Origin of the sequence: Franzmannia qiaohouensis, assembly GCF_031451695.1 — a bacterium.
Taxonomy (GTDB): Bacteria; Pseudomonadota; Gammaproteobacteria; order Pseudomonadales; family Halomonadaceae; genus Franzmannia; species Franzmannia qiaohouensis.
Genome location: NZ_JARWAM010000005.1, coordinates 202,885 through 229,562, shown reverse-complemented (window position 1 = coordinate 229,562; position 26,678 = coordinate 202,885). Strand labels below are relative to the sequence as shown.

Annotated in this window: 23 protein-coding genes; 16 read left to right on the top strand and 7 right to left on the bottom strand. The window is 64.3% G+C overall.

Features of this window, described 5'->3' with window-relative positions:
• Nucleotides 1-6: 6 nt before the first annotated feature.
• Complete coding sequence (locus tag QC821_RS08540; RefSeq protein WP_309719697.1) at nucleotides 7-1,458, top strand: aldehyde dehydrogenase; 1,452 nt, start codon at nucleotides 7-9, stop codon at nucleotides 1,456-1,458.
• Between the two features lie 32 nt (nucleotides 1,459-1,490).
• On the opposite strand, the gene QC821_RS08535 is transcribed toward QC821_RS08540, so the two are convergent.
• Complete coding sequence (locus tag QC821_RS08535) at nucleotides 1,491-1,964, bottom strand: MarR family winged helix-turn-helix transcriptional regulator (protein ID WP_309719694.1); 474 nt, start codon at nucleotides 1,962-1,964, stop codon at nucleotides 1,491-1,493.
• A 287-nt stretch (nucleotides 1,965-2,251) separates the two neighbouring features.
• Between QC821_RS08535 and QC821_RS08530 the strand changes: the two genes are divergently transcribed.
• The 14 genes from QC821_RS08530 to QC821_RS08465 all read left to right on the top strand — a co-directional run bounded on the left by QC821_RS08530 (nucleotide 2,252) and on the right by QC821_RS08465 (nucleotide 17,753).
• Complete coding sequence (locus tag QC821_RS08530; protein ID WP_309719691.1) at nucleotides 2,252-4,087, top strand: feruloyl-CoA synthase; 1,836 nt, start codon at nucleotides 2,252-2,254, stop codon at nucleotides 4,085-4,087.
• A 19-nt stretch (nucleotides 4,088-4,106) separates the two neighbouring features.
• Entirely contained in the window at nucleotides 4,107-4,544 is a 438-nt protein-coding gene (locus tag QC821_RS08525) for an acyl-CoA thioesterase (RefSeq protein ID WP_309719688.1), read from the top strand.
• Between the two features lie 387 nt (nucleotides 4,545-4,931).
• Complete coding sequence (locus QC821_RS08520) at nucleotides 4,932-5,933, top strand: porin (protein WP_309719685.1); 1,002 nt, start codon at nucleotides 4,932-4,934, stop codon at nucleotides 5,931-5,933.
• A gap of 117 nt (nucleotides 5,934-6,050) precedes the next feature.
• Nucleotides 6,051-7,706, top strand: coding sequence for a tannase/feruloyl esterase family alpha/beta hydrolase (locus tag QC821_RS08515; protein WP_309719682.1), 1,656 nt, complete (start codon nucleotides 6,051-6,053; stop codon nucleotides 7,704-7,706).
• A gap of 156 nt (nucleotides 7,707-7,862) precedes the next feature.
• Nucleotides 7,863-7,994 (top strand): hypothetical protein, encoded by a 132-nt coding sequence (locus QC821_RS08510; protein ID WP_309719680.1) that lies wholly within the window; start codon nucleotides 7,863-7,865, stop codon nucleotides 7,992-7,994.
• Nucleotides 7,995-8,261: 267 nt separating this feature from the next.
• The gene (gene dctP / locus QC821_RS08505) at nucleotides 8,262-9,392 is read left to right on the top strand and encodes a TRAP transporter substrate-binding protein DctP (RefSeq protein WP_309719677.1); all 1,131 of its coding nucleotides are present in this window, start codon (nucleotides 8,262-8,264) and stop codon (nucleotides 9,390-9,392) included.
• 56 nt (nucleotides 9,393-9,448) lie between these two features.
• Complete coding sequence (locus QC821_RS08500; RefSeq protein WP_309719675.1) at nucleotides 9,449-9,967, top strand: TRAP transporter small permease; 519 nt, start codon at nucleotides 9,449-9,451, stop codon at nucleotides 9,965-9,967.
• A gap of 4 nt (nucleotides 9,968-9,971) precedes the next feature.
• Nucleotides 9,972-11,267 carry a TRAP transporter large permease gene (locus tag QC821_RS08495; RefSeq protein WP_309719672.1) on the top strand — a complete coding sequence of 432 codons (1,296 nt, stop codon included), beginning with the start codon at nucleotides 9,972-9,974 and terminating at the stop codon, nucleotides 11,265-11,267.
• A gap of 188 nt (nucleotides 11,268-11,455) precedes the next feature.
• The gene (locus tag QC821_RS08490; RefSeq protein ID WP_309719670.1) at nucleotides 11,456-13,012 is read left to right on the top strand and encodes an acyl CoA:acetate/3-ketoacid CoA transferase; all 1,557 of its coding nucleotides are present in this window, start codon (nucleotides 11,456-11,458) and stop codon (nucleotides 13,010-13,012) included.
• A gap of 58 nt (nucleotides 13,013-13,070) precedes the next feature.
• Nucleotides 13,071-14,261, top strand: a complete 1,191-nt coding sequence (locus tag QC821_RS08485; protein WP_309719668.1) for a thiolase family protein — start codon at nucleotides 13,071-13,073, stop codon at nucleotides 14,259-14,261.
• Nucleotides 14,262-14,343: 82 nt separating this feature from the next.
• Nucleotides 14,344-15,363, top strand: coding sequence for a TRAP transporter substrate-binding protein (locus QC821_RS08480; RefSeq protein WP_309719665.1), 1,020 nt, complete (start codon nucleotides 14,344-14,346; stop codon nucleotides 15,361-15,363).
• A gap of 58 nt (nucleotides 15,364-15,421) precedes the next feature.
• Nucleotides 15,422-15,907, top strand: a complete 486-nt coding sequence (locus QC821_RS08475) for a DUF3237 domain-containing protein (protein WP_309719663.1) — start codon at nucleotides 15,422-15,424, stop codon at nucleotides 15,905-15,907.
• An 18-nt stretch (nucleotides 15,908-15,925) separates the two neighbouring features.
• Complete coding sequence (locus tag QC821_RS08470; protein ID WP_309719656.1) at nucleotides 15,926-16,462, top strand: TRAP transporter small permease; 537 nt, start codon at nucleotides 15,926-15,928, stop codon at nucleotides 16,460-16,462.
• The gene (locus QC821_RS08465) at nucleotides 16,455-17,753 is read left to right on the top strand and encodes a TRAP transporter large permease (RefSeq protein WP_309719653.1); all 1,299 of its coding nucleotides are present in this window, start codon (nucleotides 16,455-16,457) and stop codon (nucleotides 17,751-17,753) included. The genes QC821_RS08470 and QC821_RS08465 overlap by 8 nt, the downstream gene beginning before the upstream one ends.
• A gap of 58 nt (nucleotides 17,754-17,811) precedes the next feature.
• On the opposite strand, the gene QC821_RS08460 is transcribed toward QC821_RS08465, so the two are convergent.
• The 5 genes from QC821_RS08460 to QC821_RS08440 form a co-directional block, all read right to left on the bottom strand.
• Nucleotides 17,812-19,596, bottom strand: coding sequence for an acyl-CoA dehydrogenase (locus tag QC821_RS08460; protein WP_309719650.1), 1,785 nt, complete (start codon nucleotides 19,594-19,596; stop codon nucleotides 17,812-17,814).
• A 240-nt stretch (nucleotides 19,597-19,836) separates the two neighbouring features.
• The gene (locus tag QC821_RS08455) at nucleotides 19,837-20,622 is read right to left on the bottom strand and encodes a 3-hydroxyacyl-CoA dehydrogenase (protein WP_309719648.1); all 786 of its coding nucleotides are present in this window, start codon (nucleotides 20,620-20,622) and stop codon (nucleotides 19,837-19,839) included.
• Between the two features lie 19 nt (nucleotides 20,623-20,641).
• Nucleotides 20,642-21,412 carry a crotonase/enoyl-CoA hydratase family protein gene (locus QC821_RS08450; protein WP_309719646.1) on the bottom strand — a complete coding sequence of 257 codons (771 nt, stop codon included), beginning with the start codon at nucleotides 21,410-21,412 and terminating at the stop codon, nucleotides 20,642-20,644.
• A 251-nt stretch (nucleotides 21,413-21,663) separates the two neighbouring features.
• Nucleotides 21,664-22,776, bottom strand: coding sequence for an NAD(P)-dependent alcohol dehydrogenase (locus tag QC821_RS08445; RefSeq protein ID WP_309719643.1), 1,113 nt, complete (start codon nucleotides 22,774-22,776; stop codon nucleotides 21,664-21,666).
• A 27-nt stretch (nucleotides 22,777-22,803) separates the two neighbouring features.
• The gene (locus tag QC821_RS08440) at nucleotides 22,804-24,213 is read right to left on the bottom strand and encodes an aldehyde dehydrogenase family protein (RefSeq protein ID WP_309719640.1); all 1,410 of its coding nucleotides are present in this window, start codon (nucleotides 24,211-24,213) and stop codon (nucleotides 22,804-22,806) included.
• Nucleotides 24,214-24,737: 524 nt separating this feature from the next.
• Here QC821_RS08440 and QC821_RS08435 point away from each other — a divergent pair.
• The gene (locus tag QC821_RS08435) at nucleotides 24,738-25,715 is read left to right on the top strand and encodes a helix-turn-helix domain-containing protein (RefSeq protein WP_309719638.1); all 978 of its coding nucleotides are present in this window, start codon (nucleotides 24,738-24,740) and stop codon (nucleotides 25,713-25,715) included.
• 22 nt (nucleotides 25,716-25,737) lie between these two features.
• Here the strand turns inward: QC821_RS08435 and QC821_RS08430 are convergent, their stop codons facing one another.
• Nucleotides 25,738-26,649 carry a helix-turn-helix domain-containing protein gene (locus QC821_RS08430; RefSeq protein ID WP_309719636.1) on the bottom strand — a complete coding sequence of 304 codons (912 nt, stop codon included), beginning with the start codon at nucleotides 26,647-26,649 and terminating at the stop codon, nucleotides 25,738-25,740.
• Nucleotides 26,650-26,678 lie beyond the last annotated feature (29 nt).

Genomic DNA, 26,678 nt, shown 5'->3' with positions numbered 1-26,678 from the left:
GATGAGATGACCAAGCTAGACCTGCTGATCGGCGGCGCCTCCAGCGCCGCTCAGGGTGGCGCGACCTTCGCCCGCCACAATCCGCTGAGCAGCGAGTCCGTGACCACCGCGGCGGCGGCCACGGTGGAGGATGCCAAGCGTGCCGTGGAGTCGGCCCAGTCGGCCTTCGCCAGCTGGTCCCAGAGCGGCCCCGGCGAGCGCCGCACCAAGCTGCTCAAGGCCGCCGACCTGATGGAGGCGCGCCAGGCGGAGTTCATCGAGCGCATGGTCGACGAGACCGGCGCCACCCCCGGCTGGGCCGGCTTCAACGTGATGGTCGCCGCCGGCATGCTGCGCGAGGCCGCTGCCCTGACCACCCAGATCCAGGGCGACGTGATCCCTTCCAACGTGCCCGACAACATGGCCATGGGCGTGCGCGTGCCGTGCGGCGTGGTGCTGGGCATCGCGCCCTGGAACGCGCCTATCATCCTCGGCACCCGCGCCGTGGCGACGCCGCTGGCGTGTGGCAACAGCGTAATCCTCAAGGCCTCCGAGCAGTGCCCGGCGACCCATCACCTGATCGGTGAGGTGCTGGTCGAGGCGGGACTCGGCGATGGCGTGGTCAACGTCATCACCAATGCCCCCGACGATGCCCCCGCAGTGGTGGCGGCGCTGGTCGAGCACCCGGCGGTGCGCCGCGTCAACTTCACCGGTTCGACCCAGGTTGGGCGGATCATCGCCGAGAAGGCCGCCAAGCATCTCAAGCCGGCACTGCTGGAGCTGGGCGGCAAGGCACCGTTCCTGGTGCTCGACGATGCCGACCTCGACGCTGCGGTGGATGCGGCGATCTTCGGCGCCTTCTTCAACCAGGGCCAGATCTGCATGTCCACCGAGCGGCTGATCGTCGACAACAGCGTCGCCGACGCCTTCGTCGAGAAGTTCGCCGTCCGCGCCAAGGCGCTCAAGGCCGGCGATCCCCGCGTCGAGGGCAATGCACTCGGCACCCTGATCAACGCCGCGTCCGGCGACAAGCTCAACGCCTTGATCGACGACGCGGTGAGCCAGGGCGCGCGGCTTGCCGCTGGAGGCAAGGCCGAGGGCGTGGTGATGCAGGCCACGGTGATCGACAACGTGACCCAGCAGATGCGTCTCTACTCGGAGGAGTCGTTCGGCCCGGTGGTGGCGATGATCCGCGTCGACGGCGAAGAGGAGGCGATCCGTGTCGCCAACGACAGTGACTACGGCCTCTCGGCGGCGGTCTTCAGCCGCGACACCGCGCGGGCGATCAAGGTCGCTGGGCGCATCCAGTCAGGCATCTGTCATATCAACGCACCCACCGTCCATGACGAACCGCAGATGCCGTTCGGCGGCGTCAAGGACAGCGGCTACGGGCGCTTCGGCGGCAAGGCCGGCATCGAGGAGTTCACCGAGCTACGCTGGATGACGCTGCAGCTGGGGCCGCGCCACTACCCGATCTGATCGGCGCCGACACTACTCGAGTAGAGAGGGAGTCAGCTTCCTTTCCTCGCCTCGATGATTCGGTCGAGGATATCGAGGAGCCACTCCCTCTCGCCCTCTTTCATGAAAGCGTCGAAGCGTTGTTCTCCGGCTTCGACCTTCTGGTTGAGGCGCTCGGTGAAGGCGTTGCCTTTTTGGGTCAGGTAGAGGGCATAGGAGCGGCGGTCGTTTTTCGACTTGCGGCGCTCGATGACTTCCATGCTCTCCAGCTTGTCGATGGCTGCGACCATAGCCGAGCGATCCACATCGAGGGCGGCAGACACCGCCGACTGGGTCAGCCCCGGATTGTGATAAACGATCGCCAGGATGCTGAACAGACCGGGTGTGATGCCCTCCTGAGCGCACGCCTCGAAGAAAACATCAAAGTAGACCATCTGGGCGCGTCTCAGCTTATAGCCGAGACGCGCCTGCAGCATGGCGTAGTCGATTCCGTTGTGTGTGTCTGTGTTCATGTCGGTGTCGGTCATGATGGTGAACTAGGCCTCGATGGATGCGTCAGGCGTTAAACTTTAGTCGCGTCTCGCCTCTTTCGATTGGTGGGAGATATGCGGTTAACTTCCTTATCTTTTTGATAAAAAAGAAATATCTCTTTCTTCCTCAGGTTGCGCCCGGCGTATGTTTATTCTCCATACTGTTTGACACGTAAACAATTTAAAAAAATACTGCATATCATGGTATCAAGGCTCACATGCCGAGGGTAGCGCGAAGCTGCCGTCAGTGGCCCTGACCGCAATTACAATCCGCAGGAGCGTCCATGTCCTATCCCTTTCGCGATGTCCACGTGGGCAGCGCCACCGCCGACCTGATTCAGCGCCCCAACGGTACTCAACTGCTCAGCGTAGCCGAGCCCCTCGGCGATTATCCCGATACGCTGCTGGCGTGCCTCACCCACTGGGCGCACGAGGCCCCTGAGCGAACCTTCGTGGCGCGGCGAGATGCCTGCGGCGAGTGGAGGCGGATGAGCTACGCCGAAACCCTGACTCGGATACGCCAACTGGCGCAAGGGCTGTTGAATCACGGCCTGAGCGTCGAGCGCCCACTGGCGATACTCAGCGGCAACTCCATCGAGCACCTGCTGCTGTCGCTGGCGGCGATGTACGTGGGCATTCCCTTCGCCCCGGTATCGCCAGCCTACTCGCTGGTCAGCAAGGATTACGGCAAGCTGCGGCACATCATCGAGCTACTGACGCCGGGGCTGCTGATGGTCGACGACGCCGAGGCCTATGCCGCAGCAGTGGCGGCGGTGCGACCCGAAGATTGCCCCTGCGTAGCGCTGACCCCCGGTGAGGAGAAGGGAGTGACGCCTTTCGCTGCGCTGCTGGAGACACCGGTCAGCGAGGCGGTGGATGCCGCCCACGCTGCCATTGGCCCCGACACCGTTGCCAAGATCCTGTTCACCTCCGGCTCCACCGGCATGCCCAAGGGGGTGATCAATACCCAGCGCATGCTGTGTGCTAACCAGGAGATGCTGGCGTCTCAGATGCCCTTCCTGCGCGACGAGCCGCCGGTACTGGTGGACTGGTTGCCCTGGAACCATACCTTCGGCGGTAACCATAACATCGGCATCGTGCTCTACAACGGCGGTAGCCTGTATATCGACGACGGCCGCCCGGTGCCGGGCGAGTTCGAGACCACCATCGCCAACCTGCGCGAGATCGCACCGACGGTCTACTTCAACGTGCCCAAGGGGTTCGAGATTCTGGTCGACTACCTCAAGCGCGACGACAGCCTGCGCGAGACCTTCTTCTCACGCCTCAACCTGATGTTCTTCGCCGCGGCAGGGCTCTCCCAGCATATCTGGGACGAACTCGACCGCCTGGCGATCCAGACCCTGGGCTGCAAGGTGGGCATGTTGACTGGCCTAGGCGCCACCGAGACCGCACCTTCGGCGATGTTCGCCTCGCTGGAGGAGTCGCAATCCGGCGTGGTGGGGCTGCCGGCGCGCGGGGTGACGGTCAAGCTGGTGCCCAACGGCGGCAAGCTGGAGTGCCGGGTGAAAGGGCCCAGCGTGATGCCCGGCTACTGGCGCCAGCCCGAGATTACTGCCAAGAGCTTCGACGAGGAGGGTTTCTACTGCCTGGGCGATGCGGTCAAGTTCATCGACCCCGACAAACCTCAGCGCGGCATGCGCTTCGACGGGCGCATCACCGAGGACTTCAAGCTGGATACCGGCACCTGGGTCAGCGTTGGGCCGCTGCGCGCGCGTATCATCGAGGCCGGGGCGCCGCATGTGAAGGACGCGGTGATCGCCGGGCTCGACAAGCCCTTCGTGGCGGCGCTGATCTTCCCGGATCTCGACAAGTGTCGTGAACTGGCGGGACTGGGCGACTCGGCCGATGCCGCCACGCTGCTTGCCAGTTGTGAGGTGCGCGAACGTTTCCGCCAGATGTTGCGCGATCTGGACGCCACCAGCACCGGCAGCTCCACCCGGGTGCGCCGCGTGCTGCTGCTCGACGAGCCGCCGCGGCTGGATGCCAACGAGATCACCGACAAGGGCTCGATCAACCAGCGCGCCGTGCTCGACAATCGCGCCGCGGCGGTGGACGAGCTGTATCGCGATGACTCCCCTGTCGTAATACGCCTTGACTGAGCGCCAACCGGAGGCGCGCATGTTGATCCACGAGCATACCCGCCAGATCGAGTGGGGCGACTGCGACCCGGCGGGGATCGTCTTCCATCCCCGCTATCTGAGCTACTTCGATCACTGCACCAACCTGCTGTTCGCCAAGGCGGGCTTCGACCTGACGACCCTGCAGGCGCGCTTCGCGGTGATCGGTTATCCGGTGGTGGACCTGCGTAGCCGTTTTCTCGCGCCCTGCCGCTCTGGCGACGAGGTGCGCATCGAGACCTGGGTCGCCGAGTTTCGCAACAGCAGCTTCGATGTGCAGCATCGGCTCTATCGTGGCGACGCGCTGGCCGTGGAGGCCACGGTAACCCGCGTATGGGCGGCGCAGGATCCGGCAGACCCGCAGCGCATGCGGGGCCGCCCGGTGCCGGAGGTAATACGGCGTGCTCTTGAGGTCGCCCCCTCCTGCCACGGGTCTTGAGTCGCGCCTATTTGATGCTCGGATTCACCCCTTGGCCTTCCCCCCTTCTGCCTGGACGTCGCCCGGATCATTCGAACGGGTATGCGCGTTGGCAATGGTGGAGCATCTTCTCTCGCCGCAAGCGCTGGAAAATCCCGCACGAGCAATTTCAACTTTAGGAGGGTGTGCGACAGGCTCATTTTACTTCGGATTCTGTTGGCCACTTTTATTTCATATTTATCAAAAGCTTAACGGCACTATCTGTAAGCGATTTGGTTCGTATATCGAACAGTATTGTTTAGTAAATATTGTGTTTGACAACAATTGTTCATTAATAAAGTCTTGTGGTGCACCAGATGCTGTCCGGTGCGAGCACGCGAAAGCAACAACATCCAAAGGGGAACCACAATGACAACCTATACACGACTGGCACTTGCGCCACTGGCGCTTACCTTGAGCATGACCGCGGCGGCCCAGGCGGTTGCAGACGATGGCCACACGGGCCCGACGTTTGGGGGGCAGATCGTCGGTGGTGTCCTCGATGTGGCCGACCGTGACAAGGATCTCTGGGCATTCCGGGCCGAGGCAGGGGTCGGAGGTATCTACCATGTCAACGATGCGCTGCGCATTCGCTATGACCTGGTCGGTGACTTCGCCAACGCGATCAACACCGTTGATGAGCAGACCTGGACACCGGGCGCCCATCGTCAGGATGACGGCGAGGTGTATATCCGCACCGCCCGGGTGCTGCTGTTGACCGACTTCGGCAGCTTCGGCTTCCAGCCGCGAGTGCCCTCCGGGTTCTGGAACCAGATCTACAACAACATCGATGTATTCGAGTACAACCGCTTCCACGGCCAGACCGGCCAGAACGCCATTTTCGGCCAGGCCGAGCAGGGTAGCGATGTGCTCTCCTACGGTAGCCCGCGCTTTGGCGGCGGCTTCCAGTTCATCGGTGCCGTGCTGACCACCAATGCCCAGAACGACCAAGATTTCGATGTCTATACTGGCCGCCTGGTCTACAACCAGGGGCCGCTGAATTTCGGCATCGGCCATACCCAGGTACGCCGCCCGGGGATCGACAACCTTCACCGTACGGCCTTTGGCATCGGCTATGACTTCGGCATGGTGCAGCTGGGCGGTGTCTACGAGCACAACGACGATCGCGAGGACAGTAGCGGCGCCTCCGACTTCGACGCCTGGGGCGTCAATGTCTCGGCCAACCTGACCGACGACTGGTCGGTCTCGGTGGGCTACGCCGAGAATGACAAGAACCTCGGCCTCGAGAACGACGCGGTCGTAGGGACGGTGCGCCACCACTTCAACGAAGACGTCTATGCCTTCCTCGAAGCGGCGCGCTACGACAATACCGACAACAACCTGGCGGCAGGCATCAGCGTCAGCTTCTGATCCGGTGACGTACCTTTAACTAGCTCTTTGCCCGGCGCGCGCTCCGCACGCCGGGCTTTTTGGTCTGGGAATGGACGTGGCGCGATAGCCCAGGCCACTGTGAGAACGAGGTGAGAGATGATCAAACGGCTATTATCGACGACGCTATGCCTGACAGGTTGCCTGTTCCTGGTTGCCCCTGCCGTGGCCGACGGTCCCGCCTGCGATAGGCTGGAGGGGGGGTATCCCGAGCGCTCCGACATGCGCATTATCGCCAGCGAATCGCTTACCGCGGCGAGTGAGTGGGGTATCGCCCACTGCCGCGTGGAAGGGATCGTTCATGAGCGCACTGGCATCGACGGCCAGGCGTATGCCATTCGCTTCGAGCTAAGGCTGCCGGATGAGTGGAACCACGGCTTTGTTCACCAGTTCAATGGTGGCACCGATGGCGAGGTGGTGCCGGCCACCGGCGAGATCCTGCCCGGGACGCCAACGGCGCTTTCGCGACGCTTTGCCGTGGTCTCCAGCGATGCCGGGCATGACAGCTATGCCCAGGATGCCGGGCTGGCCAGTGGCGCACGCTTCGGGCTCGACCCGCAAGCGCGGCAGGACTATGGCTATGGGGCTGTGGCCAAGCTACATCCACTTGCGGTGTCGTTGGTCGAGGATTTTTACGATGCCGAGGTGCGCTATACGTATGGACTTGGGCGCTCCAACGGTGGGCGGCACGCCATGGTGGCCGCTGCTCGCATGCCTGAGGCCTTCGATGGGCTACTGGTGGGCTATCCGGGGTTCAACCTACCCAAGGCGGCGGTGCAGCACGCCTGGGATATTCAGGCTTTCACGGCGGTCGAGGGAGATGTCAGACGCGCCTTCAGTCGTGATGACCTCGCACACGTGGCGAATGCCGTGCGGCAATCCTGTGACCATCTCGACGGATTGGAGGACGGGATCGTGGCCGATGTGGATGCTTGCCAAGAGCAGTTCGATATCGAACTGCTGCGCTGTGAGTCGGGGGTCAGCGAGGGTTGTCTCAACGATGCCCAGATCGCGGCGCTGAAGGCGGTACATGCTGGGCCGCACAATTCCCAAGGCGTGCCGCTCTACAGCGACTGGCCCTGGGATACCGGTATCGCTTCACAGAACTGGCGTATCTGGAAGCTCGAGTCCCCGATAGATGCCTGGGAGAACCGGCCCATCATTGGCGTGATGGGGGCCTCGGCCCTGGCGCAGGTGTTTATCACGCCGCCCACTGAGGTGGCAGGTGATGTGGCCTCCCTGGAGCAGTACCTGCTCGAGTTCGACTTCGACAGCGACGCGCCACGGATCCATGCCAGCAACGACACTTTCGCTGAATCGGCCATGGAATTCATGACACCGCCAGGAGTGGAAGACCCCGAGATGGCCGAGTTCAAGGCGGCTGGTGGACGCATGCTGGTATTTCACGGCACTAGTGATCCGGTCTTTTCGGTGAACGACACCACCCGCTGGTACCGTCAGCTCGACCACAATCACGAGGGGCGTGCAGACGAGTTCGTGCGCTTCTATCGGGTGCCCGGCATGTCTCATGGCGTGGATGGGGTGGTGACAGCGGACATCGACTTCCTCTCGGTACTAACGGCTTGGGTAGAGGAGGGCGAACGCCCTGACGCGATCCTGGCCGGGGTGCAGGCCGAAAACCAGGAGGCGCTCGACGCCCTTGGCGACATCAGACGTCCGCTTTGCCCCTATCCGCAGGTAGCACGCTACCAAGGGGGAGATGAGGCCAGCGCCGACAGCTTCGTCTGTGAGTAAGGAACCGGTCTCGACGGCGTACAAGGCCATGCACGGCGGGATAATTGGCCGTGCAGGGTCGTGTACCTGCTTGCATGAGAGAGAAGCGAGTTAGACTAAGGTCTAATTATTGGGTATTCTGTTAGCATCCTCATGAAACTATCAGGTCCCAATACCATGCTGACGTCCAATTCCCGCGTTTCTCTTATCAAGCGTATCGGCCAGGTGGCCTACCGGCTGCTCGAGCGCATGAGCGAGCGTGCCTATCGCACTCACCGGGCTCATTTACTGACCCGTTACGCTATCTAACCACTCGATGGCTCGCGGCGACGGCCGCGGTCAACAGCAAGGAGTCAACAGAGGGGCCAGCGCATTGCGCTGGCCCTCTTGCGTCGTAGCTAAGGGCAGGCGCTGCGCTGTACTGCGACTCAATCAAAGGAGCGGTTCTTAGCGTTCATACCAAAGTCTGGTATCGGAGATGGTGGTGCTGTGGACTATAATCGAGCGCAAGATAGATGTAATTATCTATTGTTGTTTAAATAAACAAATATAACCCGACCGCTGAGGTGACCCATGATGACACGCCCGCTGCTCAAGACCCTCGCTATCGCCGTGACAGTCAGTAGCCTGGCAATCGCCACCCATGCACAAGCGCGCGAGCTGCGCATGGCGCCGGGGGTTCCACCAGCCCACCCGGCCTATGATCCGATGTTCACCGAGTTTGCCGAGCGTCTCGAGGAGAAGACGGACGGCGGCCTGACGGGCACCCTGCTGGGCACCGAGGTGGCCAATATCGGCAATATGCGCAATGCCATTCGCAGTGGGCTGGTGGAGGCGGGGCTGTTCCTGCCGGCCTACTTCCCGGCTGACTTGCCGGAGATCAACCTGGTCGGCGATATGGCCTTCCTGGGCACCACGCCCCACGCCATGGGCGCCGCGATCACTGAATATATCGTCACCTGCGCCGAGTGCCAGGCCGAGCTCCGCGAGCTGGGCATCGTTTATACCAGTTCCCACGCCTCGGACCTCTATCGCATTCTGAGCACCGAGCCGGTGCGCTCGCTGGAGGATCTGCGCGGCCTGCGCATGCGCGTGGGCGGCCCGCAGTACTCGCGCTGGGCCGAGTCGGTTGGCCTGACCCCGGCGACCATGTCGGTGGGCGAGACCTACGAGTCGCTCTCCCAGGGTGTGATCGAGGGGACGGTTGCCTCCATCGCCGATATCATCTCGTTCCGTCTCGACGACGTGCTCAACTACGTGACCGACATCGAGCTGGGTACCTTCCACAGCACCATCTCCCACGCCATTGGTCAGCGTACCTGGGAAACGCTGTCGGCCGAGGAGCGTGAGGCGATGGTTCACGCCTCGGTGGAAGCCAGCGCCGCCATCACCCAGCGCTGGGGCTACGAAATGGCCGATGAGGCGCGCGATATCGCCAACGAGAGTGGCATCGAGATTCTCGAACCCGAGCAGGACCTGCTCGACGCCATTCCCGCCTTCCTCGAAGAGGATCTGGTCTATGCCGCCGAGCAGGCCGAGAGCCGCTATGGTGTGGAAGACGCCGAGAGCAAGATCGAGCGCTTCCAGGCGCTGGTCGACAAGTGGACCGAGATTGTCGAGGAGACCGGCGATGATCCCGAGGCGGTTGCCGAGGCCATGAAGCGCGAAATCTGGAGTGACGTCGATTTCGCCGCCTACGGCAGCTGATGCCGATCCGTTGAATGCCGGCCTGCGGGCCGGCACATGATGCCGGAGACTCCTTCATGGCTATGCTGTATCGCCTGACCAATCTGGCTGCCATCGGCTTGGCGCTGCTGGGAACCCTGGGCATCCTGCTGATGGTCGTGCACATCACGCTCGATGTCGTGCTGCGCTCGACGCTGTCGATCTCGATTCCCGCTACCCTCGAACTGGTCACGCGCTACTACCTGATCACGCTGGCGCTGCTGCCGCTGGGGTGGGTCGAGTGGCGACGCGGAATGATCCGTGTCGAGGCGCTGGAGGGCATGATGGGAGCTGGGTTTACCCGGGTCTCGGATGTGCTGGTGTCGATTCTCTCGGCTGCCATTTATGCCGTACTGGCGGTGGCCACCTGGGACAAGGCGATGGAGCAGTACCAGATCGGTGCCTATGTCATGTCGCTCAACGTGCCCATGCCCGTGTGGCCGACCTACTTCGTTCTTCCCGCTGCGTTTTCGCTTGCCGCGCTGGTCTGTTTGGTGAGGCTGCCGCTGCTGGCAACGGGAACGACCTACGACACTCCCGCGCAAGACGAAAGGTAATTTCATGTCCGTTGCGATCGGTTTTACAGGCCTGGCAATACTGCTGTTGCTGCTGGCGCTTCGCGTACCGGTGGCGCTGGCGCTGGTGGCGGTGGCCCTGGGTGGCATGACGGTGATGTTCGGCTGGGAGACAGCCATCGGCATGCTCTCTTCGACGCCCTATGAGTTCATCGCCAAGTGGACGCTCAGCGCGGTGCCGATGTTCCTGCTGATGGGCTTCGTGTGCTATCACACCGGCCTCACCAATGGGCTGTTCAACGCCGCCAAGGTGGTGTTCCGCTGGCTACCCGGGGGCGTGGCGATTTCGAGTATCTTCGCCAGCTCCGGTTTTGCCGCGGTGAGTGGCTCCAGCGTGGCCTGCTCGGCGGCGATGGGGCGCATTGCCATTCCCGAGATGATCAAGGGCGGCTACAAGCCCAGCTTCGCCTGCGGCACCATCGCCGCGGGGGGCACCATCGGCGCGTTGATTCCGCCCAGCATCCTGATGATCGTCTACGGCGTCTTTGCCCAGGTCTCGATCACCCAGGTATTCCTCGGCGGTATCACCATTGGCCTGCTGACCGCCGTGAGCTACTGCATCGTGATCCTGTTGGTCAGCTGGCTGCGCCCGGACATCGTGCCCCGCGAGGCCACCGGCGCCCGCGATGTATCTCCCCGCCAGGCGCTGATCGATATCTGGCCGGTGCTGGCGCTAGGGTTGCTGGTGTTCGGCGGTCTCTTTTCGGGTTTTTTCACTGCCACCGAGGCCGGCGCCGTCGGCGCTGCCGGGGCCATCCTGATCGGCCTGCTGCTGCGGCGCCTGGACAAGCGGGCGATGAAGGAGGCGCTGCTGGAGACGCTCTCCACCACTTCGGCGCTGCTGATCATCGGCGTCGGGGCCAGCATGTTCACGCTGTTCCTCAGCTTGAGCGGCGTGGCCGGCTACATCACCAGTGCGGTGAGCGGCTGGGATCCCTCCTACCTGCAGCTGATGCTGATCGTGGTGCTGATCTATCTGTTTCTGGGGCTGTTCATGGAGCCCTTCGGCGCCATGCTGGTGACGCTGCCGGTGCTGCTGCCGGTCTTCGAGCTCTACGACGTCAGCCTGATCTGGTTCGGCGTGCTACTGGTGAAGCTGCTGGAGATCGGCATGATCACGCCGCCGGTGGGGATGAATATCTTCGTCATCAAGGGCGTGGCGGGCAAGTACGCCTCGCTGATGGATATCTTCAAGGGCGTATCGACATTCCTGATTGCGGATATTGTGGTGGTCGCGCTGGTGATCTTCTATCCGCAGATCGTGCTGGTGCTGACCGGCTGACCGGCTGACCGGCTGACCGGCTGACCGGCTGACCGGCTGACCGGCTGACCGGCTGACCGGCTGACCGGCTGACCGGCTGACCGGTGCGCCTGCCAGTGATGGTCATGAGTGTCAGTACTAACGTTTGTTGATTCAACAATTTGTATGGGTTTGTAGCGTATCGCTTCTCCCATAAGGGGACCAATACAGTGAGCAAGATCATCGACAGCACCACCGCGGCCAGCCTGATCCGGGACGGCGACACCGTCATCTGGACCACCGCCGGCCTGTGCGGTTTTGCCGAGGCGGTGGCCACGGCGCTGGAAGCCCGTTTTCTGGAGAGCGACGCGCCCCGTGACCTGACCGTGGCGCACAGCTGTGGTTGCGGCGACGGCAAGACCCGCGGAATGAACCACCTCGGTCACCCGGGGCTGGTCAAGCGGCTGATCAGTGGCCACACCGGCCAGGCGCCGCGTATGGGCGATCTGCTTCGCGAGAATCTCGCCGAAGGCTACCTGTTGCCCCAGGGCGTGCTGGCCCACCTGTGGCGTCATATTGCCGGCAACAAGCCCGGGGTGCTGAGCAAGGTGGGGCTGGGTACTTTTGTCGACCCGCGCCTGGAAGGCGGCAAGGCCAACGCCGCCGCCGAGGAGGACCTGGTCAAGCTGGTCGAGCTTGAGGGCGAGGAGTGGCTGCTGTATCGCACCTTCCCGGTGGACGTGGCAGTGATTCGTGCCACCACTGCCGACGAGCGCGGCAACCTGAGCATGGAGCGCGAGGCGCTGTTCCTCGAGCAGCTCTCCATGGCCCAGGCGGCCAAGAACAGCGGCGGCATCGTCATCGCCCAGGTCGAGTACCTGGCCACCCAGGGCAGCCTGCACCCCAAGCAGGTCAAGGTGCCGGGGGACCTGGTCGACCATGTGGTGATCGCCGAGCCCGAGCAGCACATGCAGACCATCACCACGACCTACAACCCGGCCCTGGCCGGCGACCTCAAGGTGCCGCTGGGCGGTATCAAGCCGCTGCCGCTGGACCCGCGCAAGGTGATCGCCCGCCGCGCCGCCATGGAGCTGCCCGCCGGGGGGATGGTCAATCTCGGCATCGGCATGCCCGAAGGGGTCTCCAGCGTGGCGGCCGAAGAGGGCGTCAGTGACCTGATGACCCTGACCACCGAGCTGGGTACCTACGGCGGGGTGCCGGCCAGCGGCGGCGACTTCGCCACCGCCTACAACGCCGAGGCGATCATCGACCACGGCTACCAGTTCGATTTCTACGACGGCGGCGGCCTGGACGTGTGCTTCCTGGGCCTGGCCCAGACCGACCACGAGGGCAACCTCAACGTCAGCAAGTTCGGCGACAAGGTGGTCGGCCCGGGAGGCTTCATCAACATCAGCCAGAACGCGCGCAAGGTGGTGTTCTGCGGCACCTTCACCAACGGCGGCGACGTGGCGGTCAGCGATGGGAGTATCAAGATCGACAAGGAGGGGCCACGGCGCAAGTTCGTCCAGCGCGTTGATCAGATCACCTTTAGCGGCCGCTATGCCCAGGAAACCGGCAAGCCGGTGCTGTTCGTCACCGAGCGCTGTGTATTCGAGCTGATCGACGGCGAGATCACCCTCACCGAGGTGGCGCCGGGGATCGATGTCGAGCGCGACATCCTCGCTGCCATGGACTTCGTGCCGCGCATTGCCGATGAGCTGCGCGAGATGCCGGCAGGCATCTTCCAGCCCCAGTGGGGCGAGCTGCGCACGCGTCTGCTGGCGTAACGATCATCAGGTTAAGGCTCTGTGGAGCCTCCTTTTTCTTCCCGAACGAGAAGCCGACATGCTCAACAATGCCTATATCCCCTACGGCGGCTACTACTCCAGCCCTTTCTGCAAATGGATGGGCAGCCTGGCCAACATCAACTCCATCGAACTGGGGGCCGCCACCAGCAAGCGCTGGTTCGCGGCGCGGGATTACGATCCCACCCTCATCGACTACCTCTATCTCGGCGTTTCGGTGGGCCAGAAGTCGATCTTCTATGGCGCCCCCTGGGCGGCGGCGATGATGAGCGCTCCCCAAGCGCCGGGCCAGAACATCACTCAGGCCTGCGCCACCGCCACCACCGCGGTGTTCAACGCCGCCCTGGCGGTGAGTGCCGGCAACTTCGAGACTACCTACTGCCTGCTCGCCGACCGTCCCTCCAACGGCCCGCACACCATCTGGCCCAACCCTAACGGCCCGGGAGGTGAGGTGATTTCGGAAAACTGGAACATGGACAACATCGCCGCCGACCCGGCCACCGGCAAGGACATGCTGACCACTGCCGAGAACGTCGCCCGCGAGCACGGTTTTACCCGTGAGCAGGCCGATGAGCTGACCCTGCGGCGCTACGAGCAGTACGCTGATGCGCTGGCCGACGATCGCGCTTTTCAGAAGCGCTACATGTTCCCGCTCGAGGTCGCCGTGTCGCGCAAGGAGACCCGCACCATCGAGGCCGATGAAGGCGTCACGGCCACCAGCGCCGAGGCACTGGCCCGGCTGCGCACGGTACAGCCCGACGGCATCCATACCTTTGGCGCCCAGACGCACCCCGCCGATGCCAACGCCGGCATCGTCGTCACCACCCGCGAGCGCGCCGAGGCAATGAGCAGCGACCCGCAGATGGCCGTGCAGGTGGTGGCCTACGGCCATGCGCGCACCAAGCCGGCGCACATGCCCATGGCACCGGTGGAGTCGGTCAAGCGCGCGCTCAACCAGGCCGGCTTGACGCTCGATCAGATCAAGACGGTCAAAAATCACTCGCCGTTCATTGCCAACGACCTGCACCTGGCCAAGGCGCTGGGGCTCGATGCCCACACCTTCAACAACTACGGCACCTCGCTGGTCTACGGCCACCCCCAGGCGCCGACCCTGGCGCGCCTGCTGATCGAAGCGATCGAGGAGACCGCGATCAAGGGCGGCGGCTACGCCTTGGTGACCGGCTGTGCGGCAGGCGACTCCGCCGCGGCACTGATCGTCAAGGTGGGGTGAAACAGGTAAGACCGTGAAGGGCCACGCCAGGCCCTCTGCTTGAGTGAGGCACCGATGCCTCAACGACCCCGAGGAGATAACAATGACACACCGCAAACTCCTGATCGGCATGCTGTGCGTGGGACTCTGGTCTGCCCCGGCGATTGCCGAGGCGCAGACCCTGAGGTTCGCTCACTGGCTGCCGGAGCAGCACGCCCTCCCGTCCACCGGCTTCAAGGAGTGGACCGAGTCGATCACCGAGGCGTCGGGCGGAGCCATCGACTTCCAGATGTTTCCCGCCCAGCAGCTCGGCAGCGCCGAGGACCATTTCGATATGGTCGCCAATGGCATCGCCGATATCGCCTGGGTCAATCCCGGCTATAGCGCGGGGCGTTTCCCGATTTCGGACCTGCTGCAGTTGCCCTTCGTGGTCAGCGACACCCTGAACGGTGCCGCGGCAGCCACCAAATGGTATCAGCAGCATGCCGACCAGGAGATGGACGGCGTGGTGATGTGCCTGATTCACGGCCACTATCCCGGCACCCTGCATGCCAAGGAGGAGATTCGCCATCCCGACCAGATCAGTGGCATGACGATCCGGCCGGCGAACTCGTCGATCGCCAACTTCGTCAGCGAACTGGGCGGCGCCAGTGTCCAGGTCGCTGCACCGGAGACCCGCGAAGCCCTGTCGCGGGGCGTGGCGGATGCCATCACCTTCCCCTCCGGCTCCACGATCCTGTTCGGCATCGACGAGATCACCACCTACCACATCGAGTTTCCGATGTACTCCTCATGGCAGGCGCTGCTCATCAACCAGAATGCCTACCAGCAGATGAGCGCCGAGCAACAGGACGTGATCGACGACCACTGCACCGGGGAGTGGGCGACGCGGATCACCCGCGGCTGGGAAGAGATGGAGCGCGAGGGCCACGAGCAGTTCCGCGACTCGCCCGACCACACCATGATCGAGCTGAGCGATGAGGAGATGACGGCCTGGCGCGACGCTGCTGAACCGCTGCGTGAGGCCTGGGCCGAGCGCGTGCGCAGTGCGGGCCACGATCCGGATAGCCTGCGCCAGGACCTGGAGGAGCGGCTGTCTGAGGTGGATGCACTGGCAGACTGACGTTCAAGGATCGACCGGCCCTCGGGCCGGTCGAGTCCCTTCGCTTGTGGAGAAGCGCATGACACCTGACGCTAGTGTATTCCTCGACTCACCCCCCGTTCTCGAGCCAGTCACCACCCTGTTCGTGCAGGTTGACGAGCCGCTCGAGATAGGTGAGCTGGCAAGCGGCCGGCGGCGCATCATACCCATTCTCGGTGGCACCTTCGACGGCCCTCGGCTCGCCGGCGAGGTGCTACCCGGTGGCGCCGACTGGCAGTCGATCCGTGCCGATGGATGCGCCGAAGTGATGGCCCGCTATACCTTGAGAACGGCTCAGGGCAGCCTGATCGAAGTCGAAAACCGCGGGGTGCGCCACGCCCCCGAACCGATAATGCAGAAGCTGATGCGGGGCCAGCCCGTGGCACCCGATCAGTACTACTTCCGCACCGCCCCCATCTTCCAGACCGCCGATCCCGCACTCGCCTGGCTGACCCGCGACCTGTTCGTGGCGCGGGGTATCCGTGAGCCCGAGCGTGTGCTGATCCAGGTCTTCCGTGTCGGCTAACGCCGAGGGAATCTTCATATGGCAACGCCTTCCATGATTACCACCGCGGCGACGGTCATCGAACGCATCGCCAGCCTCAGCCTGGCGGTGATCACCCTGCTGATCTTCGTGGCTTCACTGTCGCGCTACCTATTCGCCACCTCGATCCCCGATGCGCATGCCATCGCCAGCCTGCTGCTGGGTATCGCCATCCTGTGGGGCTTGGGTTCCACCACCTGGCGTAACGACCACATCGCAGTGGATCTGGTCTGGCAGCTGTGTCCGCCGGCGCTGCGGCGGCTGATGGATATTTTCGCCCACCTGCTGGTGACCGCCTTCATCGTGGTCCTGGCCTGGGTGCTGTTCGGCCGAGTGATCACCATCCTGCATGCCGGCCAGACCACGTCCGACCTGCAGCTTCCGCTATGGCCCTTCTACGGGGTGGCCTGGCTGGGCGTATCGGCCGCCACCCTGCTGGCGCTGGCGCGGCTGGTGCTGCTGATCTGGCGGCCCGAGTCGCTGCCGGCTTCAACCTCGATCGTGGACGACGCCGCCAAGGAGCCGCGCGATGGATAATAACGTGATTGCCCTGCTGGGGTTCGTCGGCCTCTTCGGCATGATCGCCCTGCGCGTGCCGGTTGGAATCGCCATGGGCATCGTCGGCGTGATTGGCTTCGCGGCGGTGACCAGCCTGGATGCGGCGCTGGGCGTACTGGCCACCTCACCGCTGCGCACCGTCACCAACTACAACCTGAGCCTGATCCCGATGTTCATCCTGATGGGGGTCTTCGCCTCGGCCACCGGCATGAGCCGTGAGCTATTTCGGGCCGGCCAGGCCTGGCTGGGTGGCTTCCGCGGCGGCGCGGCCATGTCCACCATGGCCGCCTGTGGCGGCTTCGCGGCGATCTGCGGCTCCTCGGTGGCTACCGCCGCCACCATGACCCGGGTGGCGCTGCCCGAGATGCGCCGCGCAGGCTATGCCGACAGCCTCTCCACCGGCTTGATCGCCTCCGGTGGCACCTTGGGCATTCTGATTCCCCCCTCGGTGGTGCTGGTGCTCTACGGCTTTCTGACCGATCAGGATATCGGCAAGCTGTTCGTGGCCGGGGTGATTCCCGGTCTGCTGTCGATTCTGCTGGCCTTTGTGACCATCCGCGTACTGGGCATGCTGCGGCCAGACGCCATGCCTGCCGGCGAGCGCTCCAGCTGGCGCGAGAAATTCGCCGCGCTGCGCGGCATCTGGGCAGTGATGCTGCTGTTCATCGCCATCGTTGGCGGTATCTATATGGGCGTCGTGACGCCGGTGGAGGCAGCGGCGCTGGGCGCTTTTTGCACCTTCCTGATCGGCGTGCTGCGACGACGCTTGACCCTGCGCTCGACCATGACCTGCCTGCTCGACGCACTGCGCACCTCGGTGGCCATCTTTACTATCCTGATCGGCGCGCTGCTGTTCGGCTACTTCCTGACCGTGACCCAGTCACCGCAGCTGCTGACCGCTTGGCTCACCTCGCTGCCGGTGGGCGAATATGGCGTGCTGCTGCTGATTCTCGCACTGTTCCTGGTGCTGGGCTGCGTGCTCGACCCCATGGCGATGATCATCCTGATGGTGCCGATTCTCTACCCGGTGATCACCAGCCTGGGCTTCGATCCCATCTGGTTCGGCATCATCGTGGTGGTGGCGGTGGAGCTCGGCATGATCACGCCACCGATTGGCATCAACGTCTTCGTGATCCGTTCGGTGGCCCCCGATGTGCCACTGGGGCGGATCTTCAAGGGCGTGATGCCATTTGTCGCGGCGGATCTGGTGCGCCTGGCACTGCTGATCCTATTCCCGGCGCTGGTGCTCTACTTGCCGGGGCAGATGTAGGGAGGCAGGCGTCCATGCGCCATGTGGCGCCATGGACGCTTGCTTCACGACAGAGGGGTCAAAGCCCTGCCTCGGGGAAGGTGGTCAGCACCTGGCCGGCATTACGCACGGCATGGGCGTGGGAGTGAGCCTGGGGTGCCTGGGTGGCCATGTAGAAACGGGCAAGCGCCACCAGCCCCCGTAGGTACTCGGTGTCGCCTTGCCGATTATCGAAGCGGGTGTCGGCGGCCAGCGCCAGACGCGCCATCTGCCAGGCGCCGCAGGCGATGCCGAGCAGGTGCAGCAAGGGCACGGCGCCGGCATACAGGTTGGCGGTATCGGCCTTGTGCTCGAGCAACCAGTCGTGGGTTTTGTCGAGCAGGCTGGCCTGGTCGCCAAGCGCATCCGCCAGGTCGCCGAGCCGTGCATGGCTGCCGAGCTGGGTGGCGGTCTCGCGGATATCAGCGATCAGCTCGCGCAGCGTGGCGCCCTCCTCGCGGAGAATCTTGCGGCCCAGCAGGTCGTTGGCCTGGATGCCGGTGGTGCCCTCGAAGATGGTAGTCACCCGAGCGTCGCGGAACAGCTGGGCGACGCCGGTCTCCTCGACGAAGCCCATGCCGCCGAATACCTGGATCGCCTCGTCGCAGAGGTCGTTGCCGACCTCGGTGCACCAGCCCTTGGCCACCGGCATCAGCAGGTCGACGTAGCGGCGGTGCTTGTCGGCGACCTCGCCCTCGGGGTGATGGCGGGCGATGTCGAACCAACTGGCGGCGGTGTAGAGCAGGCCGCGCATGGCCATCAGCCGGGCGCGCATCGACACCAGCATGCGCTTGACGTCGGGGTGAACGATGATCGGCCTGCCGCTCTCGCCGGTCACGATATCACGGCCCTGAACGCGTTCGCGGGCATAGTCCAGCGCCGCCTGGTAGGCGCGCTCGCCCAGCGCCACGCCCTGCACGCCGACGTTGAAGCGGGCCTCGTTCATCATCACGAACATGGTCTTGAGCCCCTGGTGCGGCTCGCCGACCAGGTAGCCCAGGGCGCTGCCAGTGTCGCCGTAGCTGAGGGTGCAGGTGGGGCTGCCGTGGATGCCCATCTTGTGCTCGATGGAGATGCAGCGAATATCGTTCTGCTCCCCTGGCTCACCGTGTTCGTCGAGCAGGTACTTGGGCGCCAGGAACAGCGACAGCCCCTTGATTCCGGGCGGGGCGTCGGGGAGCCGGGCCAGCACCAGGTGCACGATGTTGGGCGTCAGCTCGTGCTCGCCGTAGGAGATATAGATCTTCTGGCCGTACAGGCGGTAGGCGCCGTCGCCTGCGGGCTCGGCACGCATGCGGGTGGCGGCCAGGTCCGAGCCGGCCTGGGGCTCGGTGAGGTTCATGGTGGCGGCCCACTCGCCGCTGACGATCTTGTCGAGCCAGGTGGCTTTCTGCTCCTCGCTGGCGGCAATCATCAGCGCTTCGGTCTGGCCCACGTTGAGCTGGGGCAGCATGGCGAAGGCCATGTTGGCCGAGAACCACATCTCCCACACCGGGGTGGAGACCAGCTTGGGCAGCCCCTGGCCGCCGTGCGCCGGGGGCAGGGAAAGACCGATCCAGCCGGCGTCTCTGAACTGATCGTAGGCGTCCTGCCAGCCGTCGGGAACGATCACCCGCTCGCCCTCCAGGCGGCAGCCCTGGCGGTCGCCGGCCTGGTTGAGGGGAGCGAGTACGCCGCTGGCGAACTTACCGGCCTCCTCCAGCACGGCGCTGACCAGATCCGCCGAGGCATCCTCGCAGCCGGGCAGCTCTCCGATGCCCTCCAGGCCGGCGAGCTCGTCGAGGATGAACTGCATATCACGCAGGGGGGCTTGGTAGTCGAGCATGGTGATGGCGTCCTCGTTGCTGGCCGTGTCGTTTATCGGTGAGGAAGGACTATTCCTGTCCCACCGTAGGGTGGGAATTCTTGTCAACAGGCCTATCGGGATGAGCGCCGGGGCCAAGCCTAAGCGAGGGTCTTTTGCCATGGATGGCAAAAGTAGCGCCCAGGGATGGGTTTACAGCGCCCTCGCGTTGGCTTGGCGACGGAAAAGCTCATCGCCTTCCCCGAGCCGTGATAGATACGCTTAACGCGGCGCCATACGAATCGCCCCATCCAGGCGAATGGTCTCGCCGTTGAGCATGGGGTTGTCGACGATATGGCAGGCCAGGCGTGCGAACTCGTCGGGCTCGCCGAGGCGGCTGGGGAAGGGTATGGACGCGGCCAGCGACTGCTGGGCCTCTTCCGGCAGCGACTCCATCAGCGGGGTCTTGAACAGCCCCGGGGCGATGGTCATTACGCGGATGCCGTGGCGCGCCATCTCCCGGGCAATGGGCAGGGTCATGGCGACGATGCCGCCCTTGGAGGCCGCGTAGGCCGGCTGGCCGATCTGGCCGTCGAAGGCGGCCACCGAGGCGGTGTTGATGATCACTCCGCGCTCGCCGTCGGCCTGGGGCTCGCCCTTGGCCATGGCCGCGGCGGCCAGGCGCAGCATGTTGAAGCTGCCCAGCAGGTTGATATTGACGATGCGCGAGAAGGCCTCGAGAGGCAGCGGCTCGCCGTCGCGATTGACCACCTTGGCGGGGTCGCCGACCCCGGCGCAGTTGATCAGCCCCTGCAGGCCGCCGAAGGTCTCCAGGGCCAGGTCGACCACGGCCTGGGCATCGGTTTCGCTGGTTACGTCGGTACGCCGGAAGCGCACGCGCTCGGCGGTGCCCTGGCCGTTCAGCTCGGCGGCCAGCGCCGCGCCGCGCTCGGCATTGATATCGGCGATCACGACCCTGCCGCCGGCGCCGTGCAGGGCGCGCACCGTGGCTTCACCGAGGCCCGAGGCGCCGCCGCTGACGATAAAGGTGTTGTCCTGAAATTTCATGCGCTCATCTCCTGGCGAATCAAGTGCGAGGCCCTTGGCCCTTGTGCTTGAAGAAGCTACCGATGCGCTCGGTCACCTCGGGGCTGGTCTGGGTCAGGGCGGCGGTCAGCGACTCGACAAACAGGCCGTCGTCGCTGGCCATGTTGTCGATGCGCGAGATGGCCGAGACCATGGCCCAGTTGGCCATGGGCGCGTTCTCGGCGATGCGCGCAGCGAGCTGGCGCGCCTTCTCGAGGCTCTCGCCTTGACCGACCACATAGTGGGACAGCCCCAGGCGTTGACCCTCGTCGGCCTCCATGACGCGGCCAGTGAGCATCATCTCGCACATGCGGCCGGGGCCGATGATATTGGACACCCGCACCGAGGCGCCGCCGCCGACGAAAATGCCGTGGCGCCCCTCGGGCAGCTGGTAAACGGTGCTGGCTTCGGCGACCCGCACATGGGTCGCGGTGGCCATCTCCAGGCCGCCGCCGATAACCGCGCCCTGCATGGCGGTAACCACCGGTAGGCCGCCGTTCTGCAGGCGGTCGAAGATGCGGTGCCAGCCTCGCGAGTGCTGTACCACGCCGAAGGGGTCGCGGTGCTGATGCTCGGCGAGATCCAGGCCGGCGCAGAAGTGCTTGCCTTCGGCGGCCAGGATGATCACCCGGGTGCCCTCGGGAATCGCGATCAGCGCCTCTTCCAGAGCGCCGAGCAGGCGGTCGCTGACGGCGTTGCGCTTTTCCGGTCGTGCCAGGGTAATGGTGTAGATGCTGTCGTCCAGTGACGTCTTGACGAGGGGCTCGGTCATGGTGGTCCTCGGCGATGAAGGGTTCACGAGTTATGGGAGATGCTGGCAGTGGCGTCAGTCTAGTTGACAAAACATACTATTGTGTAAATAAACATTATGGATTTTACACCATCCTGTCCAGCAGGTCATTGACTGGGAATTACACCTTTGGTGGAGCATGTGCGTAGAGCGACGCGAGGTACCAGCAAAAACGGCAGACCGAGGCTGCCGTTGGCTGTGAACAGCTAGTGATGGGGTAAGGCGCTGGCGGGTTAGCCGTCGTTGGAATGGCGAACGATGGGCTTGATGACCCGGCCGTGTTCGGCATCGTCGATCGCCTGGTTGATCTGGTCGAAGTCGTAGAACGTGACCAGCCGGTCGAACGGGAAGCGGCCCTGCTGATACAGGCGTATCAGCGCGGGGATGAAGGTATCGGAATGGGCGTCGCCCTCGACGATGCCGCGCAGGCTGCGGCCCGCCGACATCATGTGCGCCAGGTCCAGCTCCATCATGCTGCCCGGTGCCGAGGCGCCGAGAATGCCACAGCTGCCACGCGGTGCCAGAACGGCCACCGCCTGCTGGATGACCGCGGCGATGCCGGTCGTATCCAGTGCGTAGTCGACGCCGAGGCCGTTCGTGGCCTGCAGAATGCGCTTCTCCATTTCGGGATTGTCAGACAGGCAGACGTGGGTGGCGCCCAGCTCCTCGGCCATGGCCAGGCGCGTCGCATGGCGATCCACCGCGATGATCGTGGTTGCACCCGCCACCACGCTGGCCATGATGGCCGATAGGCCCACCGAGCCCACCCCGAAGACGGCGATGGTACTGCCCGGCACGACCCCGAGCGCATTGAGCACTGCACCGGCGCCGGTCTGCACGCCGCAGGCGAGGGGGCCGAGCAGCTCCAGCGGTGCCGTTTGCGGCACCTTGACGATATTGCGCTCATGGCAGAGGGCGTGGCTGGCGAAGGAGGACTGGCCGAAGATGTTGCCATGCACTGGCTCGCCATCCTTCGACAGGCCGCTGGAGCCGTCCGCTCGCGTACCGAGGAAGTTGCGTGGGAAGAAATCGTGGCAGTAGCTGGCTTCGCCATCGAAGCAGCTGGGGCAGTGCCCGCACGAATTGAAGGTCATGACTACATGATCGCCGGGCTTGACCTTGGTAACCCCCTGGCCCACTCGCTCGACGATGCCGGATCCTTCATGTCCGAGCACCACCGGCTGCGGCGTGGGTAGCTGCTGGTCGCGCATGGCGATATCGGTGTGGCAGATGCCGGTCGCCACCACCCGCACCAGGATTTCGCCGGCGCGGGGTGGCTCGAGCTGCAAGGTCTCCAGCGAGAAGGGCGCCCGAGGCGAGCGGGTAACGGCTGCATGGATATTCATGGCGTGCTCCTGCAAGGATCAAGGGGACTATTTGGCAACGACCACCGACTGGATGGAGGTGTATTCGTGAAGCCCCGCCTCACCAAACTCCACGCCGATACCCGACTGCTTATGGCCCCCAAAGGGTATGTGCGGCGCCATGGCGAAGTGCTGGTTGACCCAGGCACTGCCGCTCTCCAATCGACAGGCGATCTGCTTGCCCCGCGCGGTGTCCCGCGTCCATACCGAGCTACCCAGGCCATAGGGCGAGCGATTGGCACGCTGTATGGCGTCTTCGACGTCGTCGAAGCGCAGCAGCGAGCGCACCGGGCCGAAGATCTCCTCGTCGACCACCGGGTTGCCCTCTTCAATATCGCGGATCGGCGTCGGCTCGACGAAGTACCCCGGCCCGTAAGCGCGGCCGCCGGCAATGATTCGACCGTGCTGGGGGGCCAGTTCGAGAAACCGCTTTACCGTCTCGAACTGCTTGCGGTTCTGCAGTGGCCCAAACTGGGTGGCCGGATCCAGCCCGTCGCCGACCGTGGCGTTGCGCGCCAGCTCGGCGAGGGCGTCACACATGCGCTCGTAGATGCCGGACTGAATGTAGAGACGCTTGATCGACATGCACACCTGGCCGGAGTTGACGAAGGCCAGGCCGAACAGCTGCGGTGCCACGGCGTCGACGTCCACGTCATCGAGTACGATGGCGGCGTCGTTGCCGCCCAGCTCCAGGGTGATGCGCTGCAAGTTATCGGCGGCGGCGCGCATCACGCTTCGCCCGGTGGTAGTGGAGCCGGTGAAGGAGATCTTGTCGATGTCTGGGTGGCCGGTCAGCAAGGGGCCGACATCTCCGCCATCCGGCAGGATGCTGACCACCCCGGGTGGCACCAGGTCGGCAATCAGCTCGCCGAGGCGCAGTGTCGCCAGCGGGGTGGTGGGGCTCGGTTTGATCAGGCATACGTTGCCGGTAATCAGTGCCGGGCCCAGCTTGTAGCAGGCCATCACCAGGGGGAAATTCCAGGGCACGATGGCGGCGACGACGCCCAGCGGGCGGCGGTGCAGCTCGGCACACTGCTGATCGTCGTCCTGCAGGGTGCGCGGCGACAGGTCGGCTTCAGCGAAATGGCGCAGGATGGCGGGTGCCTGGGAGGTCTCCACGGCTGCCCCTGCCAGCGGTTTGCCCTGTTCAAGGGTGAGCCAGCGCTGCAGCTCCTCGGCGTTCGCCTCGATGCGATCGGCGATGGCGTGCAGCACTCGGCGGCGCTGTTCCAGGGGCGTATCCCGCCAAGCGGGCCAGGCATCTCTTGCCACGCGAATGGCGTGCTCGACCTCCTCGGAGGTGGCTTGTGGGCAGTGGGTGATCACCTCTTCACTACTGGGGTTGATCACCGGCATCTGGCGGCTACCCGTGCTCAGCTGGCCGCCGATCAGGGCCTGGAAGGTGTGTGTCTGCGTCATGGCGTGTCTCCTGCAGCATGGCTATTTGGATTTATCATGCTTGTGTACGAAAACTGGCTGCGTTCGCCGAGGTTGCGTACAGCACCTAGCCTGCCGCGCGCTGCCCGCCGCGTCTTGTCGATCCCTGCAGACCTCTTGTTGGTCCCTGCACGACGACTTGCCAATCTCGGCCGCTTGGACCAGATTGTATAGTTGTGAGTAGCAACAAATTATATCTATAACATTAGGGAGGCGCTGAATAAATCGGCGAGCGGGATGAAGTAGCTAGGTTCGTTCCCGACGAACCAACGCACTTCCCACATCCCTGTGGGGCGCAAAGCGCACGGAGCACAGTACCGAGCGAAGCGACAAACATCCGGAGGATGGTCCCGAAGGGGCAAGAAACCGGAGGTTTCGAGTCAACCGGAGCCTATGGGGTATAGGTGAGGATTTCGACCGGGCTGGCGCACCAGCACCGCGCAACGCAGTGATTTACCCGCGCAGCCATTTAAGCAGTGTTTCCTTCGCTACGGAGTCGCCAGCCTATGAACAATGCCACCCCAGCCTCGGCGGCACGTCCTGATCGCGCGCCGCCGCCTGCCCTGACCACGACCAACCTGGAGTGCTTCTTGCAGGCCAGTGAGGCGCACCTGCCGCCGCTGGAGGTGGCCCCGCAGTCGCCGCTGTTCCATGCCAGGTTGCGCGGGCGGGGCTTGCATAGAAGCCATCTGGTCAAGCTCGCCAGCTCGCCGGTGCGGGTAACGCGCACGCCGCGGCTCGCCGGCCTCTCAGGCGGCGATCACACCTTCAAGCTCGTCTGGCAGCTGCATGGCGAAGCGACGATGGAGCAGGGCGGGCGCAGCATTCGCCTCAGCCCCGGCAAGATGACGGTCTATCGCCTCTCGACCCCCTATCGGTTACAGACCTTCGGCGACTATCGCGCCCTGATGCTGAGCATCGACCTGGCCGAGGTGCCGGAGTGGCGGCGATTGGCTGAAGGCTGTCAGGGGCAGGCGCTAGCTTGGGATGCCGGTGCGCATGCGGCCTTGGCGGTACTGCGCTCTCAGTTGACGTGGCAGAGTGGTCCACCCGTTGCCCAGGTGGAAGACGCAGCACTCGAGCTGGTGTTTGGCTCCCTGTGGCGTCATCAACGCCAGCAGTTGCACTGCGCCCCGCTGTCCAGCGAGCGCATCACCAGGGCACGTCGGGTGATACTGCAGCGTATTGCCGATCCCACGCTGGCGCCCGAGGATCTGGCCTCTGCCCTGAATGTCTCGATGCGCGGTCTCTACGACGAGTTTCGTCGCCACGGCACGCTGCCGCCGGCCGCCTTTATTCGCGAGCTGCGCCTGGAACAGTGCTATCTGGCGCTGCTGGACACGACCCAGCGGCGCTGCAGCATCACGCATATTGCCCTGGCGCACGGGTTTGTCGATAGCGCGCACTTCGCGAAGGTGTTTCGTGAGCGCTACGGGGTGTCGCCGGGGGAGCTGCGCAAGCGGGACGCGTGCGTGCAACATTGAGCGCGGGCATTCTCAGCACCCCTTAACAGGGCGCGTGCTGGCGCATGCGAAAATCACGTGGATTGAGCCCGGTAAGTCGCTTGAAGAAGCGTGTGAAGTAGGCCGGCTCGGAGAAGCCGAGGCTGTCGGCGACCTCGCTGATGGTCATGTTGGTGTAGGTGAGCTGGCGCTTGGCCTCCAGCAGGATGCGCTCATGCAGCAGTTGCAGGGCGCTGCGGTCGGCCAACTGGCGGCACAGGGTATTGAGATGGGCGGCGGTGATGCCGAGCTGCTTGGCCAGGGCGCCGACGGTGGGCTGCTCGCGGTAGTGGGCCTCGATCAGCGTCTGGAAGCGCTGCAGGTGGCTGCGCGCCCGCTCGCTGGCACTCGGCGTCGGGCGCAGCACCTGGGGGTGGCTACGCTGGCGCTCGGCGCGACGAGCGACCTGGGCGGCCAGGGCCTGAATGAGCGCGTGCAATACCAGGTCGCGATTGATCGCCGGGCGGCGGTACTCGTCGGCGATCTGTGCCACCAGCAGGGCGATGGCCTGGGCTTCGCCGCTATCCACCAGCCGGTAGTGGCCGCTGCGCTGCAGGGCGGCGCCCTGATGGCCGAGGGCAACGATCAGATGCTCGGCCAGCGGCTGGGCCAGAGTAATGATATGGCCGCGAATCTGCTGCTCGAAGTGAAAACCGTGAATCGCCATGGCCGGTACCACGATCAGCGCCGGTCCGCAGAAGCGTGTCTGGGTGCCTTCCAGATCGAGCACCACCTCGCCGGCGGCGATATGCAGCAGGTGCAGCAGGTCGGCATGGCGGTGAGTCTTGATATGCCAATCATGCAACCGGCTGCGCTCGGCGATGGACTCGCAGTGCAGCAGATCCGGTGTCGGCCAGTGCCGCGTCTCGCCATAGAGTTTGAACACCGGCACGGCATCGTGGCTTAGGGCAGGCATGCAAGGCTCCTCTCGCAGTATCGACTAAC

What these genes read in the sequence shown, in the direction of transcription:
- QC821_RS08540 (WP_309719697.1), top strand. Translation starts at nt 7, where the DNA reads ATGACCAAGCTAGACCTGCTGATCGGCGGCGCCTCCAGCGCCGCTCAG.
- QC821_RS08535 (WP_309719694.1), bottom strand. Translation starts at nt 1,964, where the DNA reads ATGACCGACACCGACATGAACACAGACACACACAACGGAATCGACTAC.
- QC821_RS08530 (WP_309719691.1), top strand. Translation starts at nt 2,252, where the DNA reads ATGTCCTATCCCTTTCGCGATGTCCACGTGGGCAGCGCCACCGCCGAC.
- QC821_RS08525 (WP_309719688.1), top strand. Translation starts at nt 4,107, where the DNA reads ATGTTGATCCACGAGCATACCCGCCAGATCGAGTGGGGCGACTGCGAC.
- QC821_RS08520 (WP_309719685.1), top strand. Translation starts at nt 4,932, where the DNA reads ATGACAACCTATACACGACTGGCACTTGCGCCACTGGCGCTTACCTTG.
- QC821_RS08515 (WP_309719682.1), top strand. Translation starts at nt 6,051, where the DNA reads ATGATCAAACGGCTATTATCGACGACGCTATGCCTGACAGGTTGCCTG.
- QC821_RS08510 (WP_309719680.1), top strand. Translation starts at nt 7,863, where the DNA reads ATGCTGACGTCCAATTCCCGCGTTTCTCTTATCAAGCGTATCGGCCAG.
- dctP (WP_309719677.1), top strand. Translation starts at nt 8,262, where the DNA reads ATGACACGCCCGCTGCTCAAGACCCTCGCTATCGCCGTGACAGTCAGT.
- QC821_RS08500 (WP_309719675.1), top strand. Translation starts at nt 9,449, where the DNA reads ATGGCTATGCTGTATCGCCTGACCAATCTGGCTGCCATCGGCTTGGCG.
- QC821_RS08495 (WP_309719672.1), top strand. Translation starts at nt 9,972, where the DNA reads ATGTCCGTTGCGATCGGTTTTACAGGCCTGGCAATACTGCTGTTGCTG.
- QC821_RS08485 (WP_309719668.1), top strand. Translation starts at nt 13,071, where the DNA reads ATGCTCAACAATGCCTATATCCCCTACGGCGGCTACTACTCCAGCCCT.
- QC821_RS08480 (WP_309719665.1), top strand. Translation starts at nt 14,344, where the DNA reads ATGACACACCGCAAACTCCTGATCGGCATGCTGTGCGTGGGACTCTGG.
- QC821_RS08475 (WP_309719663.1), top strand. Translation starts at nt 15,422, where the DNA reads ATGACACCTGACGCTAGTGTATTCCTCGACTCACCCCCCGTTCTCGAG.
- QC821_RS08470 (WP_309719656.1), top strand. Translation starts at nt 15,926, where the DNA reads ATGGCAACGCCTTCCATGATTACCACCGCGGCGACGGTCATCGAACGC.
- QC821_RS08465 (WP_309719653.1), top strand. Translation starts at nt 16,455, where the DNA reads ATGGATAATAACGTGATTGCCCTGCTGGGGTTCGTCGGCCTCTTCGGC.
- QC821_RS08460 (WP_309719650.1), bottom strand. Translation starts at nt 19,596, where the DNA reads ATGCTCGACTACCAAGCCCCCCTGCGTGATATGCAGTTCATCCTCGAC.
- QC821_RS08455 (WP_309719648.1), bottom strand. Translation starts at nt 20,622, where the DNA reads ATGAAATTTCAGGACAACACCTTTATCGTCAGCGGCGGCGCCTCGGGC.
- QC821_RS08450 (WP_309719646.1), bottom strand. Translation starts at nt 21,412, where the DNA reads ATGACCGAGCCCCTCGTCAAGACGTCACTGGACGACAGCATCTACACC.
- QC821_RS08445 (WP_309719643.1), bottom strand. Translation starts at nt 22,776, where the DNA reads ATGAATATCCATGCAGCCGTTACCCGCTCGCCTCGGGCGCCCTTCTCG.
- QC821_RS08440 (WP_309719640.1), bottom strand. Translation starts at nt 24,213, where the DNA reads ATGACGCAGACACACACCTTCCAGGCCCTGATCGGCGGCCAGCTGAGC.
- QC821_RS08435 (WP_309719638.1), top strand. Translation starts at nt 24,738, where the DNA reads ATGAACAATGCCACCCCAGCCTCGGCGGCACGTCCTGATCGCGCGCCG.
- QC821_RS08430 (WP_309719636.1), bottom strand. Translation starts at nt 26,649, where the DNA reads ATGCCTGCCCTAAGCCACGATGCCGTGCCGGTGTTCAAACTCTATGGC.